The sequence below is a fragment of the Streptomyces sp. NPDC043867 genome (assembly GCF_056435845.1).
Genome location: NZ_JBWKDS010000002.1, coordinates 115188 through 131986 on the forward strand (window position 1 = coordinate 115188; position 16799 = coordinate 131986).

At 72.4% G+C, this 16799-nt stretch carries 14 protein-coding genes; 5 read left to right on the forward strand and 9 right to left on the reverse strand.

What is annotated here, in order from left to right; genetic code table 11:
* The 3 genes from AC069T_RS02510 to AC069T_RS02520 all read right to left on the reverse strand — a co-directional run bounded on the left by AC069T_RS02510 (nt 1) and on the right by AC069T_RS02520 (nt 2442).
* Nucleotides 1-885: an SDR family oxidoreductase gene (locus AC069T_RS02510; RefSeq protein ID WP_478780936.1), complete on the reverse strand. Its 885-nt coding sequence runs from the start codon at nt 883-885 to the stop codon at nt 1-3.
* Between the two features lie 109 nt (nt 886-994).
* The gene (locus AC069T_RS02515) at nt 995-2020 is read right to left on the reverse strand and encodes an SDR family oxidoreductase (protein WP_478780937.1); all 1026 of its coding nucleotides are present in this window, start codon (nt 2018-2020) and stop codon (nt 995-997) included.
* 248 nt (nt 2021-2268) lie between these two features.
* Nucleotides 2269-2442, reverse strand: coding sequence for a hypothetical protein (locus tag AC069T_RS02520; protein ID WP_478780938.1), 174 nt, complete (start codon nt 2440-2442; stop codon nt 2269-2271).
* Nucleotides 2443-2842: 400 nt separating this feature from the next.
* On the opposite strand from AC069T_RS02520, the gene AC069T_RS02525 reads away from it, so the two are divergent.
* Together AC069T_RS02525 and AC069T_RS02530 are read left to right on the forward strand one after the other, a co-directional pair.
* Nucleotides 2843-5113: a catalase gene (locus tag AC069T_RS02525; RefSeq protein WP_478780939.1), complete on the forward strand. Its 2271-nt coding sequence runs from the start codon at nt 2843-2845 to the stop codon at nt 5111-5113.
* Nucleotides 5114-5156: 43 nt separating this feature from the next.
* Nucleotides 5157-5951, forward strand: coding sequence for a VOC family protein (locus AC069T_RS02530; protein WP_478780940.1), 795 nt, complete (start codon nt 5157-5159; stop codon nt 5949-5951).
* 51 nt (nt 5952-6002) lie between these two features.
* Here the strand turns inward: AC069T_RS02530 and AC069T_RS02535 are convergent, their stop codons facing one another.
* Nucleotides 6003-6158, reverse strand: coding sequence for a hypothetical protein (locus AC069T_RS02535; RefSeq protein ID WP_478781129.1), 156 nt, complete (start codon nt 6156-6158; stop codon nt 6003-6005).
* 163 nt (nt 6159-6321) lie between these two features.
* Here AC069T_RS02535 and AC069T_RS02540 point away from each other — a divergent pair, with 163 nt between their 5' ends.
* Complete coding sequence (locus AC069T_RS02540; RefSeq protein ID WP_478780941.1) at nt 6322-7089, forward strand: alpha/beta fold hydrolase; 768 nt, start codon at nt 6322-6324, stop codon at nt 7087-7089.
* Nucleotides 7090-7143: 54 nt separating this feature from the next.
* Here AC069T_RS02540 and AC069T_RS02545 read toward each other — a convergent pair whose 3' ends face one another.
* From AC069T_RS02545 to AC069T_RS02555, 3 genes are all read right to left on the reverse strand, one after another.
* Nucleotides 7144-7362 (reverse strand): hypothetical protein, encoded by a 219-nt coding sequence (locus AC069T_RS02545; RefSeq protein ID WP_478780942.1) that lies wholly within the window; start codon nt 7360-7362, stop codon nt 7144-7146.
* A gap of 129 nt (nt 7363-7491) precedes the next feature.
* Nucleotides 7492-8526, reverse strand: a complete 1035-nt coding sequence (locus AC069T_RS02550) for a helix-turn-helix domain-containing protein (RefSeq protein WP_478780943.1) — start codon at nt 8524-8526, stop codon at nt 7492-7494.
* Nucleotides 8527-8613: 87 nt separating this feature from the next.
* The gene (locus AC069T_RS02555) at nt 8614-12447 is read right to left on the reverse strand and encodes a S8 family serine peptidase (protein ID WP_478780944.1); all 3834 of its coding nucleotides are present in this window, start codon (nt 12445-12447) and stop codon (nt 8614-8616) included.
* A 326-nt stretch (nt 12448-12773) separates the two neighbouring features.
* Between AC069T_RS02555 and AC069T_RS02560 the strand changes: the two genes are divergently transcribed.
* Nucleotides 12774-13226: a DUF6325 family protein gene (locus AC069T_RS02560; protein WP_478780945.1), complete on the forward strand. Its 453-nt coding sequence runs from the start codon at nt 12774-12776 to the stop codon at nt 13224-13226.
* Between the two features lie 32 nt (nt 13227-13258).
* A complete protein-coding gene (locus AC069T_RS02565; protein ID WP_478780946.1) occupies nt 13259-13564 on the forward strand; it encodes an SHOCT domain-containing protein in 306 nt (101 codons plus the stop codon).
* A gap of 93 nt (nt 13565-13657) precedes the next feature.
* Here AC069T_RS02565 and AC069T_RS02570 read toward each other — a convergent pair whose 3' ends face one another.
* Both AC069T_RS02570 and AC069T_RS02575 read right to left on the reverse strand, forming a co-directional pair.
* On the reverse strand, nt 13658-14950 hold the full coding sequence (locus AC069T_RS02570; protein WP_478780947.1) for a hypothetical protein: 1293 nt from the start codon (nt 14948-14950) through the stop codon (nt 13658-13660).
* Between the two features lie 365 nt (nt 14951-15315).
* Nucleotides 15316-16608 (reverse strand): DUF2254 domain-containing protein, encoded by a 1293-nt coding sequence (locus tag AC069T_RS02575; RefSeq protein WP_478780948.1) that lies wholly within the window; start codon nt 16606-16608, stop codon nt 15316-15318.
* Nucleotides 16609-16799 lie beyond the last annotated feature (191 nt).

Below are 16799 nucleotides of genomic sequence, written 5' to 3' on the forward strand. Positions count from 1 at the left end.
TTACGGCAGGGGCGTCCCGCCGGTGGCGTTCATGATCTCCGCGGTGATGAAACTCGCGTGCTGCGAGGCCAGGAAGACGTACGCGGGGGCCATCTCGGCGGGCTGCGCGGGCCGGCCCATGGGGGACTGCTTCCCGAACTCGGCCGTGTCGGGCATCGTCGCGGGGATCAGCGGCGTCCAGACGGGTCCCGGTGCCACCGCGTTCACGCGGATGCCGTCACCGGCGACCATCTGCGCCAGTCCCTGGGTGAACGTGACGATCGCCCCCTTGGTCATGGCGTAGTCGAGGAGGTGCGGACTCGGCTTGTAGGCCTGCACGGACGTCGAGTTGATGATCGAGCCGCCCGCGGGCATGTGCGGCAGGGCCATCTTGGACAGCCAGAACATGCCGTACAGGTTGGTGCGCACCACCCGGTCGAACTGCTCGGTCGAGATGGCGGAGATCCCGTCCGGCTGGGACATCTGGTACGCGGCGTTGTTGACCAGGATGTCGATGCGGCCGAACTCCGCGACGGCGCGCTCGACCAGCCGGCGGCACTGCTCCTCCTCGCGGATGTCGCAGGGCACCGCGACCGCCTTGCGCCCGGCGTCCTCCACCAGACGGGCGGTCTCGCGGGCGTCCTCGGCCTCCTCGGGCAGGTAGGTGAACAGGACGTCCGCGCCCTCCCGGGCGTAGGCGAGTGCCACCGCCCGCCCGATGCCGGAGTCGCCGCCGGTCAGGAGGGCCTTGCGGTCCGTCAGCAGGCCGCTGCCCCGGTAGGACTCCTCCCCGTGGTCCGGCGGGGGGTCCATGGGCCCGGTCCAGCCGGGGTGCTGCTGCTCCTGCTGCGGGAAGTCGGGCTGCGGGTGCTTGTCTACGGGGTTCTGCTGCCCGTGGTCGTTCATGGGTGGTGCCTTTCTTCTCGCTCGTGGGGGGAAGCGCGGCGCGCTCGCTCGTTGGGAAGCGTGGCGCCCGCGCCTGGTCGAGAGTGCCCATGAGCCCGTGCCCCACACCTCAGCCCACGGCACGGCCCCGCAGCGGTGCGGTGCCCGCTCCCGAACCTCGGCGCATTCCTTCCAGCAGTTCCTCCAGGGCCTCGACGGCTGTGCGCCGGGGCTGCCAGCCCAGCTCGGTGCGGGCGCGCGTGCAGTCCATCAGGGGCAGCCGCAGGACGGCGTCGAACAGCTGCGGCGACGCCGGCAGGAGGTGCAGCGCCCAGGCGGCCGCGAGTCCGGAGCGGGCCACCGGGCTCGGCACGCGCACAGGCCTGGCGTGGAACAGCTCACCGAGGACACCGGCGTCGAGCGGCGGATCGGCGGCGATGTTGAAGGCTCCCCGCACCTCGCGCAGCACCGCGAGGCGGTAGGCGTCGGCGGCGTCGTCCGTGTGCAGGGCCTGGAAACGCAGGCCGGGGATGTCCGGGACGACCGGCAGCGCCTCGGGCCTGAGCAGCGGTCCCGGCAGGAGGCGGCCGCCGAAGATGCGCCGCTGTTCGCTGGCCGACTCCCGCTTGAACAGGAACGCCGGCCGCATGCGTACGACGCGAGTGCCGGGATGTTCGCGTTCGAAGGTGTCGAGGACGCGCTCCAGATAGGCCTTCTCCCGGGTGTACGCGGCCCCGGGCCAGCCGTGGGTGGGCCAGGACTCGTCTACGGCGCGGTCGTCCGGGCCGGGCGAGTAGGCACCGACGGACGAGGCGTGGATCAGCGTGGGGACGCCCGCCTGCGCGACGGCCTCGAAGACGCGCACGCTGCCCAGGACGTTGGTGCGCCAGGTGACCGCGGGGTCCCGGGCGGGCTGGAACTTCCAGGCGAGGTGGACGACGGCGTCCGCGCCGCGGAGCAGCTCGACCAGGCCGGTGTCCTTCTCCAGGTCCACCGCCTTCCATGTGGTGCGGGGCGGCGACCAGTGCGGGGTCCGGCGCGCCAGACCCACGACGGATGCGACCGCCGGATCCTCGCTCAGCAGGCGCACCACGCTGGTGCCGACGTTACCGGTGGCTCCGGTGACGACGATCTTCTTACCGGGTGAGTCCGTCACGTCGTGAGTCCTCTCGTGAGAGCCCGGACCGCCGCGGCTCTGGCGACGGTGCCTCCGTTCACCGGAGTGTCCGAGAGCCTCGGTCTCCGTCGGAGCGGCCGTCCGGGTTCCCCTGTGCCACTCCCCCACACCGCCCCGGCGCCCCTCGGACCGACGGGCGCGGCACAGGGGCCGGAGAGACACTCCTCTCCGGCCCCTGGTTCTTCCCCTGCTTCCCTCGCGGGTCCTTCGCCGGCACGCGACGCCGGTCAGTCCTCGCCCCTGACGATGTTCCAGTCGGGTGCCGCCTGCGTCTGCCGGCCGTCTCTCTCGGCCCGGGCGGCCACACAGGTGCGTATGGCGCTCCCGCGCTTGCGTCGTGCCTCGGCCCAGCCCGTCTCGGGCCGGCGCGTGCTGCTGTCATTACGGACGTCCGCGGTCACGGCACTCCAACTTCCTTCTGCCTCCGGGCCCCGCGCGCGCGGGACTGCCTCTGCTCCACGCTCGTACCTGTCTGTCCGGCCGGGTCCCCCTCCTCGCCGCAGCGAAACCCCGCGGCGGCGGACCGCGGGCGGGACGGCCCGGGGCCGTGACCCGTTTGGCCCGGGCCCACCGGGTACTCGGCCGCCAGGACCGGCGGAGTCGTGGTGTCGGCATCGCTCACCTCGCGCACCCGCCACCGCTGGAGTTCCCGCCGGGGTGGTGCGCACCGTCCCTGTTCCGTGCGGTCCGCCCTCCGCCCCGCCGGCAGCGGCTCGACCATCGGTGAACCTGCGCCGACGGGCGGTTCGACGAGCGGGGCCCGGGTACCCAGGCGAGATCTCCGACCCCCTTGGAAGTGTGATGAGCGAGAAGAACCCCCTGAAGGCCAAGGCCGAGCAGGTCGTCGACGCGATCCGTGAGGCCGGCGCGCCGGACTCCGTGCCGGGCAGGCCGGCCGTGCAGCCCCCGGCGGTCGCCGAGCCCACCGAGCCGCGTGAGCCGCTCCCGCCCAAGGCCGATCAGGGTTCCCCCGAGACCGTCAGTCCCACCGGTCTGCCGACCGGCGCCGCCCCGGCCGACATGGCTCAGGGGAGCGCCTACCTGACCACGGCCCAGGGGGCCCGTCTCCACGACACGGACCACTCCCTGAAGGCCGGTGCCCGCGGGCCCGTCCTCCTCCAGGACCACCATCTGCGCGAGAAGATCACCCACTTCGACCACGAGCGCATCCCGGAGCGCGTGGTGCACGCCCGCGGCGCGGCCGCCCATGGCGTCTTCCAGGGCTACGGGACCGCCGCCAACGTCACCAAGGCGGCCTTCCTCGCGAAGGACGCCGAGACGCCGGTGTTCGTACGGTTCTCCACCGTGCTCGGGTCCCGCGGCTCGTCGGACACCGTGCGTGACACCCGGGGCTTCGCGACGAAGTTCTACACCAGCGAGGGCACCTTCGACCTGGTCGGCAACAACATCCCGGTCTTCTTCATCCAGGACGCCATCAAGTTCCCGGACGTCATCCACGCCGGGAAGCCGCATCCCGACCGGGAGATCCCCCAGGCCCAGAGCGCGCACGACACCTTCTGGGACTTCGTCACCCTGCACACCGAGGCCACCCACCACACCCTGTGGAACATGTCCGACCGGGGCCTGCCGCGGTCGTACCGCATGATGGAGGGCTTCGGCGTCCACACCTTCCGGCTGGTGAACGCCGAGGGCGCGACCACCCTGGTGAAGTTCCACTGGAAGCCCAAACTCGGCGTCCACTCGCTGGTGTGGGAAGAGGCCCAGCTCATCAACGGCATGGACCCGGACTTCCACCGCCGGGACCTGGCCGACGCGATCGAGGCCGGCGCGTACCCGCAGTGGGAGCTGGGCATCCAGGCGTTCCCGGACACCCCGGACCAGACCTTCGAGGGCATCGACCTGCTCGACCCGACCAACATCGTGCCCGAAGAGCTCGCGCCGGTGCAGCCGATCGGCATGCTGACGCTGAACGCCAACCCGTCCAACTACTTCGCGGAGACCGAGCAGGTGGCCTTCCACCCGGGGCACCTCGTCCCGGGCATCGACGTCACCGACGACCCGCTGCTGGCCGGACGGCTCTTCTCCTACCTGGACACGCAGATCAGCCGACTGGGCGGCCCGAACTTCGGCCAGCTCCCGGTCAACCGCACCCACGCCCCCGTCAACGACATGCTGCGCGACGGCATGCACCAGACGGCGGTGCACACCGGAGTGGCCCCCTACAAGCCCAACTCCCTCGACGGCGGCTGCCCGTTCCTGGCCGGCGCGGACACCGGCGCGTACATCGAGACCCCCGTCGAGGTGCCCGCGGCCCGCAAGGTCCGGCAGGCGCCCGCGTCGTTCTCGGACCACTTCAGCCAGGCCCGCCTGTTCTGGCTCAGCATGACCCCGACGGAGCGCGAGCACATCGTCGGCGCGTACACGTTCGAGCTGGGCAAGTGCTACGAGCAGGCGATCAAGGAGCGGGCGCTCCAGGTGCTCGCCAACATCGACCCCGAGCTGTGCGGGCAGGTCGCCGCCGGGCTCGGGCTGCCGGCCCCGGAGGCCACGGAGCCCCTGCTGACGCCCGAACCGAGCCCGGCCCTCTCCCAGCTGGGCAAGGTCTGGCCGCTGGACGGGCGGATCATCGGCATCGTGACGGACGAGCAGGGCGACCTGGACGGTGTGCGCGCCGTGCAGAAGGCCGTCCTGGAGGCGGGCATGGTGCCGCTGGTCATCGCCCCGGCCGGCGGGAAGCTGGACGCGGAGGGCGAGCCGCTCACGGTGCAGCGCTCGTTCGCCACGGCCCGGTCCGTGGAGTGCGACGCGCTGCTCCTGGCAGGCGTTCCGGGTCCCGCCAAGGACGCCTTCGGGGCGCGCGACGCGAAGGCGGGCGACGGCGCCGTCGGCGCGACCGCGGACCCGCGGGTGACGCTGATGCTGGCGGAGGCCTTCCGGCACGGCAAGGCCATCGGCGGCTGGGCCGGCGCGGACGCCGTCCTGACGGCCGCGGGCATCCCGGTGGACGCTCCGGGCGTGGTGACCGCCGACACCGGCACGGGCGTGTTGGAACAGGTCACCGGCCTGCTCGGCCAGCATCGTGTGTGGGAGCGCTTCGGCACCCGGCTCTGACCTCAGGGGCCGGCCACAAGAACAGAACGGCAGTGCGACGACCATGAACAGCGACAGAACGCTTCGCAGCCAGGTCTACTCCAGCCAGTCGGTCTTCGGGGCCCCGTGCTGGGTCAGCCTGACCGCACGCGACCTGCGGGCCACCCAGGACTTCTACGCGGCGGTGCTGGGCTGGGAGTGGCGTCCGGTCAAGCTGGGCGACCAGTTCAAGGTCGCGCATGTGAACGGAGTCCCGGTGGCGGGAGTGGCCGCGGTGGCGTCCATGTGGCAGATCGCCGCCGCCTGGACGCCGTACTTCGCCGTGCCGAGCGCGGACGAGGCCGTGTCGCGCAGTCAGGAACGCGGCGGTACCACGGCAGTGGGGCCGATCGCCCTCCCTCCGGGGCGGGCGGCCCTGCTGGCCGACCGCGACGGAGCGGTCTTCGGGATCTGGGAGGGCAAGCTCGTCACCGGCTGGGAGGACTGGCGCCGGGTGGCTCCCACCTTCGTGCGGCTGCACACGCGGGACGCCTTCGACGCGGCGATCTTCTACGGCGAGGTCCTCGACTGGGCCTCCGACCGCGCCGGCTGCTGCGACGTCGACTACGAGGAGAACGAGGTCGTGCTGCGCAGCCGCGGCGACGTGGTCGCCCGGATCCACTCCGGCGCCCTCGGGGCCGCCCCCGAGCCCACCCTGCGGCCCCACTGGCAGATCCATTTCGCGGTCGACGACGTGGAGGCCTGCGCCCGAGCCGCCCGCGCCCACGGCGGATCCGCGCGGCAGGGCGGCACCGGGTCCACCGAGGCGGTCCTCTCGGACCCCGACGGGGCGCACTTCACCGTGACGCGCACCGCCTGAGGCGAGCCCGCTCCCACCGCGGCGGGCGCGCCTGACCCGCTCCGTCCCCGCTCAGACGAACGCGCTCTGTCCGGTGATCGCCTTGCCGACGATGAGGGTGTTCATCTCCCGGGTGCCCTCGAAGGAGTAGATGGCCTCGGCGTCCGCGAAGAAGCGGGCGACGTCGTAGAAGTCGGCGGCGGGCTGGTCTTCCAGGCTAGTGGACATGCCGACCTTCTTCCACGCTTTCGTTGCACGATGCACAGAAGTCGCCCGCCTCCCGCCGGCCCCAACGGGCCGGCCTCCCCGTGGCCCTGTCGACGGTGGCAGCGCGGTCAGTACGCTCGCGAGCGCAGCCTCACGTCGTCCGCCGTTCCAGAAAGGACCACGCATGCCGGTCTTCACCGCCCCCGATGGCGTCCGCCTCTCCTACGAGGTGTGGCCGGGGACCTCCGCGCTGCCACTGGTGCTGCTGCATCACGGCTTCATCGCGGACGGGGAGTCCAACTGGGTCGCTCCCGGCATCGTCGCCGCGCTGACGGCCGCCGGCCACCGGGTCGCCACCATCGACGCCCGCGGGCACGGCAGGTCGGACAAGCCGCACGACCCGGCCCGCTACGGCGAGGCCCGGATGGCCGAGGACGTCCGCGCGCTCGTCGATCTGCTCGGGGAAGCGTCCTACGACCTGGTGGGCTACTCGATGGGAGCGGTCGTCTCCCTGCTCACGGCGGTACGCGATCCGCGCGTCCGTCGCCTGGTGGTCGGCGGAGTGGGCGCCGCCGTGGTCGAACTCGGCGGTGTCGACACGAGGGCCGTCGGGCGTCCGGCGCTGCTGCACGCGCTCGGCACCGACGATCCCGCCACCGTCACCGATCCGGCGGCCGCCGGTTTCCGCGCCTTCGTCGACGCCGTCGGCGGTGACCGGAAGGCGCTGGCCGCGCAGGTCACCGCCGCGCACGACCGGCCGATACCGCTGGACACCATCAAGGCCCCGACGCTCGTCCTCGCCGGCCGGGACGACCCTCTCGCCGTCCGTCCGCAGACTCTCGCGGACGCGCTCCCGGACGGGAGGCTGCGCCTGGTGCCCGGCGACCACATGCAGGCGGTGCGCGATCCCGCCTTCCGTGACGAACTGGTGCGCTTCCTCGGCACCGGCTGACGTCACGTGCGCGCCCCCGCAGGCCGGCGGGGGCGTTCTCGTGTGGGGTACTCCTCAGCCGCCGAGGATGCCCGTGGGGAGGATCGACTGGGCGGAGGTCGCCGGATGGCCCACTTCGAGCGAGCCGAGGACACCGCTCAGGAAGGGCACGAGCGGAGCGCCGGAGGCCGGGCCGGGGACGGGAGCCGAGGCGACGGGGGCGGCCTGGGCGGCGGGAGCGGAGGCCAGCAGGGCCGTGGCGAGGACGGAGACACAGGCAAGCTTCTTGATCATGTCCGTCCTAACGACACCCCCTCCCGCGGGAAACGCGGGCATCACCCGCTTGGCACCCGGCCACCGGTCGGACACGGCGCCCCGCGCACGGCGCAGGGGCCGAAGCACTGCCCCTCACCGGTCGTCAGGTCAGGCCCAGCCCCGGCGGGCGGCCTGCCAGCCGAGCTGGACCCGGGTGTCCACCCCCGCCTTGGCCATCAGGTCGGCGATGCGGCGCTGGTACGTACGCCGGGAGATGCCCAGTTGGCCGGCCGCCGTCTGGTCGGTCAGCCCGCTGAGCATCAGGGTCAGGACCTGAAGGTCCAGCTCGTCGAGGTCACCGGCCGGGGACATGCCCGCACCGTCGCCCGCCGCGTGCGGCGACAGCGGGTAGGCGCGTTCCCACGCGGCTTCGAAGTACTCGATCAGAACGTCCAGAAGGCCGCTGCGATGCACCACGATCGACGCGGCGGCGGTGTTCCGGCTGGAGGACAGCGGCACCATGGCGAGGTCGTCGTCGGCGATCACCAGCTTGACGGGGACCGAATCCACCACCCGTATCGCCTCGCCCTCGGTGAGGGAGGCGAGCACCTCGCCGAGCATGCCGGGCTGTGCCAGCAGTTCCCGCGGGGCGATCGCCCGGTAGCGGACACCCCGGCGCAGGCCCGCGGCTCCGGCTTCGTTCTGCCGGTGCGGTACGACGGAGAGGTGCGGCACCATCATGGACCGCACTTCGCGGCGTGCCGCGTGCTGCAACTGGGCGAAGCGGTGACGCACGGTATCGGTGTCCGTGATGACCTCGACGACGTCGGAGGCGCGGTCATGAGCGGCCAGCCTGTGCTGCTCGGTGAGGTGCAGCAGATCGAGTTCCGCGGCGCGCAGCGCGTCCCGGTGCTCTCGAAGGACGGGCCCGAGCGCGACCGTCGGCGGCGCGGCGGTGAAGGTGGCGGCGGGACCCGGCGGCTCCACGGCGTCGGCCGGGGTTGCCCTTCCCGCGTGCTCCGCGGGGTCTGCCGGGTGCGCCGTCACCAGGCCGAGGCCGGCGAGGGCGGTGAGCAGCCGGTGCACCTCGGCCGGTGATCTGCCGGTGTCGGCGGCCAGTTCGCCGGCGTTCCCTCCCGCCCGCACGATCAGCCGGCGGTAGACCTCTTCCTCCGCGGCGCCGAGTCCGAGCACGGCAAGCATCAAACCTCCCCGCATGGTGCTGAGGGCCGTGACAATACGAGAGGCGGCCACGGGCACGAAGCCCGGGGCCGCCTCTGCGGAGGGGCGCTACCGCCCCCGGCGGGCGTCCTTCAGGCCGTAGGCGCGGATCACCTCCTGCGAGACGCTGTTGCCCGCCGTGTCCCATGCCCTGGCCTTCAGCGAGACGTAGCCCCTGGACGGTGCGGTGAAGGCCGCGGTCCAGCCGCCGGAGGACGCCTTGTCCAGGGACACGCGGTGCCAGGTGGCGCCGTCGTCGTAGGACACGGAGAGGCTGCCTCCGGCGATCCTTCCGGCGCCGGCGGCGTCCGGCAGGTGGGCGGCCGTCAGGCCGATCCTCTGACGGCCACCGGGCGCGTCGCCCGCGAGGTCCGTCCTGACGTCGTAGTCGAGCTGCATCAGCGCCATCCGCTCGACGCGCAGGGGATCCGTGACCGGCCGCGACCTGACCTTCCAGACGGAGTGCGTCCGGGGAGACAGCCGGTACGCCTGCGGATCACGGGCTGCCTTCAGGTCGAGCGTGTACGTCGACGGGACGGACGGCAGGGTGTCCAGCCACACGGTGGTCCAGTCCGACGTCTTGAGCAGTTCACCGTCCTGGTAGATCTTGAGCTTCAAGGTGTTGGTGTCGTCCCGCATGTAGCCGCCGTGGTCGCGGCCGTTGTCGGTCCAGGGCTGCACGTTGACGGCGAGGAAGTTCTGCTGCCGTTCCGACCACCAGAAGCCGCTGCCGTTGCGTGGGTGGGCCACCGGGGCGAACCAGCTGCGGATGGCCTTCGCACCCGCCCGGTACGTCTCGACGCCGGATCGCGACTCCAGTTCCATGGCGGATCCGGTGAGCGCGTCCTCGGCCCATGTCGTGCCCGGCTGGGCCGAGACGTAGTCGGTGCGGGTGCCCGGCATGTCGACGGCCTGCAGGATGCCGAGGGAGTAGGAGCGGTAGGGGCGGTAGTCCCAGCGGAACTCTCCGCTCGCCCAGGTCCGGTCACCGTGGAAGCGCATCCCCACCTCCGCGAGATCTCCGGACTTGGGGCGGTAGGCCAGGTCGGACGGGATCCGGCCGGGGTGCGGGTCGGTCAGATCATAGACGTACGGCGAGTTCGGTACGCCCTCGGCGGCCAGCCGCAGCCGCCCGCCCTTCGCCCTCGCGATCAGCGGAGCGCCGGCCCGGGCGGTGACGGAGACTACGGGAAGGGCCGCCCTCGCTCCCTCGTCGGTCCCCACGTACTCGAAGAGCTTGCCCTCGGCGTCGTTGACCACGATGAGCAGCGCCGCGCCCGCGTCCTTGGCGGCCTCGGCCCGCAGGCTCGCGGTGACCGTGTCCGACCGGGTCACGACGACGGCTCTGCCCCTGGCGTCCAGGCCCCGGTAGTCGGCGGGAGCACCGTTGCCTGCGTGTACGGCCTGGAGGGTGCGTCGGCCGTCGTAGAAGCCGCTTCCGGCCTGGTGGACGAAGGAGACCGCCCGGCCCGCGTCGGTCAGGGTCAGCATCGGGCGGGCCTTGCGCCACCGCGACTCGTACTCGAAGGATCCGGTGGACACCTTCTCGGTGGGCAGCACGAACATGCTGTCGTGCGTGCTGGACAGCAGGTACTGGATCGCGACCGTGCTCCCGGCCCCGTCGGACCGGTACCAGTTCAGGTACATCATCCGGTCCTCGCTCCGGCGCGGCACCGCCGCGGTCGCCTCGCGTGCCTTGCGGGCGTCGAGGACGAGGTCCTGGTCGCGGTCGAGTGTGATCTCGGGATCGCCCAGCAGGGCCAGGCCGCTCGAGTCGGGGCCGTGGCTTCCGGCGACGTCGACGAAGGTCAGGGCGCTGTACGTGCCGGACCGGAGCCTCAGGTCCGCCCGGCCTGACGCGTCCACGGGGAAGGTGTCCGGGTCGGCCTCGCCGAACTTCTGCAACTGGAGGTAGCCCGCGACGGGTTCACCGGAGCGGCCCTTGAGCGTGACCCTCAGGTCGTGCCGCTCCTCCTCCTTGTACAGCCCGATACGGGTCCGGGCGCGCACCGTGCCGTCCGTGGTGCTCGCGGAGATCCGGCCGAGGTAGCGACGGCCGGCGGCGCCGAGAGCGGGCCTCGCCGTCGCGGTGACGGTGGCGGTGCCGTGCGCCGGCACGGTGACGGAGTCGGCGGAGAGGGTGAACATCCCGGCCGGAGCGGGCGCGCCCTTGTCGGCGCCGGGGTCCACGTCGTAGGGGCCGCCCGCGACCTCCGCGGTCAGGGCGAGGTCCAAGGTGACAGCGGCGCCGCCGGAGTTGCGGTAGGTCACGGTGCGGTCCACCGGTTCGGTGCTGTCATGCGGGTGGGCGTCGAAGCCGAAGTAGGCGGAGCCGGTGGCGGTGACGGTCGCACCGATCGAGGACGGGAGATCGACGCGGCCCGCGCCCACCTGGTACGCGGTGTACCGGTCCAGGGGCTCGGCAGTGCTCGTCAGCGCGTCCTTGAGCTGCTGGGCGCTCCAGCCGGGATGCGCCTGGGCGAGGATCGCGGCGGCACCGGCGACATGAGGCGTCGCCATCGAGGTGCCGCTCATCGACTGGTAGAAGCCGTCGGCGGCGCTGCCGCCGCTCTTCGCGGCCGAGATGTCGACGCCGGGCGCCGCGATGTCGGGCTTGAGCGCGTAGTCGCCGTAGCGGGGTCCCATGGTGGAGAAACCGGCCAGGTCGTCGTCGGCGTCGACCGCGGCGACGGTCAGCGCCGCGTCGGCCGTGCCCGGCGCGCCCATGACCGCCTCCTGGCCGGCGTTGCCCGCGGCCACGACGAACAGCGCGTCGCCCTGGGCGCTGAGCCGGTTCACCGCCTGGCTCATCGGATCCGTGCCGTCGCTGGGCATCGAGCTGCCCAGGCTCATGCTGACGACCCGGGCGCCCTGCGCGACGGCCCACTCCATACCGGCTATGACCCAGGAGTCGTCGCCGGAACCGCCGTCGGAGAGGACCTTGCCCACCAGCAGTTCGGCGCCCGGAGCGACGCCCCTCTCCGCTCCGCCGGAGGCCTCGCCGCTGCCGCCCACCGTGGAGGCGGTGTGGGTGCCGTGCCCATGGGCGTCCGCGACGGATTCGCCGGGTACGAAGCTGGCGGCCTCGGAGACCCGGTCGTCCAGGTCCGGATGGTTCAGGTCGACGCCGGTGTCGAGCACCGCGACCTTGACGCCCTTTCCGTCCAGGCCGGCGGCCCAGGCGGCCGGGGCACCGATCTGAGCGGTGCTCTTCGCCAGGCGTGCGGAGACCTTGCCGTCCAGCCAGATCTTCGAGATGCCGCCGAGGAGGGCGGGGGAACCGGACGCCGCCGGGGCGGGGGCCGCTGTGCCGGCGGCGTCCCCGGCCGGGGTGAGCGACTTCCAGGTCCGGCGCGCGTGCTTCTTGGCCGCCTTGACCGCGGTGGCGTCGATGCTCGGCAGCGAGCGCGTCCTGGTGGTGCCCTTCGGCACGACGTGCGTGGCCCGTGCGGACCCGGCGTCGCCGCCGTACGTCACGATCAGCGGTATGCCGGTGCTGTGCTCGTCGTCGTACCCCTGCTTGATCAGCGACGTCACATCGAACAGCCTGCGGTCGAGCTTCCCCGCGGCCAGATAGGGCATGGCCTCGTCGGGGTAGACGTGGAGGTTCTTGCCGACCGTCTCCGTCCGCACTCCGCCCGGGGCGCCCTGCGGGCGCCGGACGTCGACGGCCTGCTTGCCGTGGCCCGTGTCCATGACGCGGACGACGTCGCCGGTGATGAGTGTGACGGTGTGCGTCGCGGCCGCACCGGTGTGCGGTGCCGTGGCCGAGGACGACGGAGTGGCGGTGCCGGCCGCCGCGTTGCCGACCGGTCCGGTCAGCAGCGAGACGGTCGCGGCGCAGGCGACTGCGGCGGCCAGAGCCTTCCGGCCGCGGGCGCCGCGCAGTTCGTTCGGAGTCATGCGACGGTCCTACAGGGCACCGCGGGGGGCGGGGAACGCTTTCCCTCTGACGCAAAAGCGCCACGTCACACATGGGACACGCACCGCGCGGGAGCCGCGCGCCGCGCATCACACCCTCGTCCCGCCGAGGTGCCGGGCGGGGCGGTGCCCTGCGCGCTGCCGGCCGACCCGCGGGCCGCGAGCTGCCTGGCAGCGGTGGCCCGCCTTCGCCCCGAAGGTGCGTACGAGGTCCTGCGGTGTTGGAATTGAAGGCGGCGACGAGCGCGTCCTGCGGGGCACGGCTGACGCGCCGTCGGAGGCAGAGGGCCGCCAGGCGAGGAGTCCGCATGAGCGTCGACGCATTCTCGGAAATGGGACCTGTCGATTACCTGATCCTGGAATTCCCCGGTAATCGCATGACCGGGGAGGGCGTGCCCCTCCTGCTCGACCTCGTCGACCGGCACATCATCCGTGTCCTCGACCTGTCCTTCGTCCGCAAGGACGAAGACGGCTCGGTCAGAGCGCTCAAGCTCACCGACATGGACGGCGACGGGGAACTCGACCTGGCCGTGTTCGAGGGCGCCTCCTCCGGCCTGCTCGGCGAGGACGACCTCCGGGAGGCCGCCGCCGTCCTCGAACCCGGCAACTCCGCGGGCGTCATCGTGTACGAGAACGTGTGGGCCGCACCGCTGGCGGCGGCCCTGCGGCGCAGCGGGGCCCGGATGGTCGCCAACGGGAGGATCCCGGCCGAGAACCTCATGGCGACTCTGGAAGCCGTCGAGGCCGGATCCCCCTCCTAGGTCGACGCCCGCCCGACGACAAGGACACTGCCATGCCCGGTCTACTCCGCGGGGTCGCCCGCACCGCAGTCATCTCCGGTACCGCCACCGCCGTTTCCAACCGCGTCTCGCGCCGCCAGGCCGGCCGGTGGGCGCAGCAGGACTACGAACAGACCCCCGCGGCGCCGCCCCAGCAGGCCTACAGCGCTCCGGCGCCCGCTGCGGCGCCCGAGCCGGCGGCCGCAGCGTCGATGGACACCAAGATCGCGCAGTTGAAGGAGCTCGCTGAGCTCAAGGAACAAGGGGTGCTCTCCGAGGCGGAGTTCGCGGCACAGAAGGCCCGCATCCTGGAACTCTGAACGCGACACCCGTCACGGCCGCCGAGGACACAAGCGGGGATTCGGCTCGGAGTACGCGGGCCACCCGGTTCCGGTCAGCTCCCCGCGGCGTCCTCACACCGGCCGCGGTTGCTTCCCGCCGTCATGCCGGCCGGTACCGTCCCCCGCCCCGGCGTCGTCGAGGAACTCGCGAACGGCGAACGCGGCCAGGACCGCGGCCACGATCCACAGCACGACCGCTGTGGTCGGATACGACCAGGTGACGAGGACGATCAGGGCGGTGAGCAGGATGAGGCCGCCGATCCACCGCTTGTGGTGATGGACGAACCGGCCCACCGTGCCGAGCCGCAGGCCGGCCGAGCCGGCGACGCCGCGCACGGACGCGATGCCGCCGGCGCACGCCCGCCGCACCGTGACCGCCGGCCGCGAGGGCCCGGTCAGGAAGGCGGCGCAGGCTGTCACCAGGGCGACGGCGGCGACCGCGCGGAGGGTGGCCCGCAGGAACTTGACGAGTGCGTCGAACACGGCGGCGGCCGCGTCCTGCGACACCTCGGCCGGCAGGCGGTCGAGGTAGATGTCACGGAAGACGGTCAGGCTCACCCCGAGAACGAGCATCCCGAAGGCCACGGCGAGCGCCGTCGTCACCAGAACCCGCCGCCGGTGGGCCGCCAGGAGGATCCCCGCGGCCGCGATGAGCACGGTGAGTACGGGCAGCCATGAGCCGACGATCTGGAGGATCCGGGTGTACGTCCTGACCTCGGCGAGCTGCTCCGAGGAGAAGACGACGAAGTCGGTGTGCACCTGCGGAATGCTCGCGGCCCGGGAGAGGCCCGATTTCACCAGCTCGTCCTTCGCCCGTTCGACGATGGGACCGACGTCGATGGCGACCTGATCGCCCTTCAGCGTCACGGCGCCGCCGCCCTTGCCCGTGAGCGCCTTGTCCATGGAGCCGTGCGCCGCCCGGTTGGCGTCCGTCCACAGTGTCGCGAAGGCGGGACTCGACACGATCCGGTGGACCGTGCTGCTCACCAGCTCCTTGAGACCGTTCTCGATGGGACCGTCGAGTTCACCGATCAGCTTGGCGAGAGCGGGTGGCGCCCCGTCCTGTCGGGCTGCCGAGGAGAGTTCGGCCACCAGGGCTTTCACGTCGATCTGGTCGAGGATCGCCTTCGTGGCCCGGTTGGTCACCGCCGTCCGCACCGCCGGGTCCTCGGCCAGCGGCGCGACGGTGTCGACATATCGGTCGGTGTCCTCCACCATGCTGTCGGCCCACACCGCGACGACCGACAGCACGGACAGCAGTGCGGCCAGGATCACCAGCACGGCGGACAGGGCCGACCGCCACCGGTGCCGACGCGGGCTCCCGGCGCCCTCCAGTTCCGCGATCCGGCGCTGCAGATCCGCCAACTCGTTCCGTTGCCCTCCCGGAGAGGGCGTGCCGTGTGAAGGATCCGGCCGACTGGGCTGGGGTTCCATGCGGATCTCCTGCGAGAGCCCGTCGCGGGTGGCCGCGAGCGGCGGAGCGCCCGCCGCCAGTCCAGCAAAGGCGCTCCTCGCGGGTCCCGCGACCGGAGCCGCGCCGCACGTCACCCTTCCGCGGTGCCACCCTCATGGCGCCCCGCCGAAGGACACGCGCCGGGAGCCGCACGGCCGGATACGGCCGGTCGGATGAACGCCGTCAGGTGAGTCGGTTCGCCCTCGGCGGTTACGCTGCCCGTTCCCCGGTGACGACGGCGCCGGCGTCCGCAGTACCCGCCTTTCGCGGCTCGTGGCTATGCCCGCGGAGGACGGTGCCCGCCGATGCCCTGCCGGTCCGACCCCTGCGCGATGGCCCTGCGGGCCGCGTCGGGGAACTCCCGCTCGACCGACTCCTGGAGCAGACTCAACTCGGCTCGCACAGCGGGGTGCTGCGTTGACGGCAGGATGTCGAGCAGGTCTTCGAGCATGGCGCGTAGCCGCCGGCAGACCTGCACGGACGACGCCCCGTAGTCGCGGATCTCGCAGACGGCCAGCTGCAGGTAGCTCTCCCAGTCGCGGCCCGGCAGCACGAGCCGGGCGTGACCGCGGTGGTCGGCCAGAACGTAACGGCCGGGAAGAGGCACCCCGCCGACCGTGTGCAGGAACGACTCGATGTAATTGATCACCTGCACCGCGGTCGTCGGGTCGTTCACCGCCGGGGAGAGCGCCCTGATCGCGATGTCGACGAGAACCCGCACGGCGAAGGCCGGGTCCTGCTCGATGGTGCGCTCGGGCCCGAGGGCCACGAGAGCGGTCACCCGCTCCGGGTCCGGTGTCGACGTGCCGCCGTGGACCTCGACGAGGACGGCGCCGGGCGGTAGGAAGTCGCCGATCAGCCGGGTCACGACGAAGACGCAGTCGTGGCGCGCCGCCTCCGCGACCAGCCCGGTGACGTCGAACGCCTGTACGGCTCCGCCGTGTCCGGTACGTATGCGCACCACCGGACCGTCGCTGGGCACGGTTCCGTCTCCTCGCGGCGCCGCGCCCCGGACGGCCGAGGCCCCCGTGGTGAAGACGTCCTCCCCCATCCGCGCGACCAACTCCGCGATGGCCACCGGTCTCAGACTGTGGGTGAACCTGTTGAGGTAGATGAGCAGGAGCACGAGGCTGACGGCCACCGCCGCGCCGGCCAGGGTGACCCCGAGGTCGGGCACGGAGTCGGACTCGATGCTGCGCAGCAGGGAGAACGCGAACGCGCAGGTCCCGGTGAAGGTCGCGAGCACCGCCTTCTGCAGCCGGTCCCGGTACCACAGGCGCATGTAACGAGGGGAGAGGGTTCCCGTCGCCTGCTGCACGACGAGCACGCCGATGGTGACGACGAATCCGAGCAACGCCACCATCGCGCCCACGATGGCGGTGAGCACGTCGCTCGCCGTCCCTGCGGAGTAACGCCAGCCGCTCGGCGGCCAGTCCGCGCCGTCCACGGTGAGGGCGAGCTCGGCGAGCAGGACGCCGAGGACGAGACCGAACATCGGCACGATCCACAGGCTCGCCTTGACGTACTGCCGCCACCTGAACCTGACCGCCCACGACGTCAGGACACCCACGTCACGCCCCCTTCACCCGGAGGAGCCCCGTGCTCGTGAGGCACACGAAACCGCGGGTCCCTCAGCGGGACCGCTGTCACCTCACGGTAGGGCCGTTCGCGGACCGGCGCAGCGGCAGCCACCGCGCGTCACCGCCTCGCCAGGACGGAACGACCTTCTGCGCCTAGGCTTGTCGACCGGGGCCGAAAGGG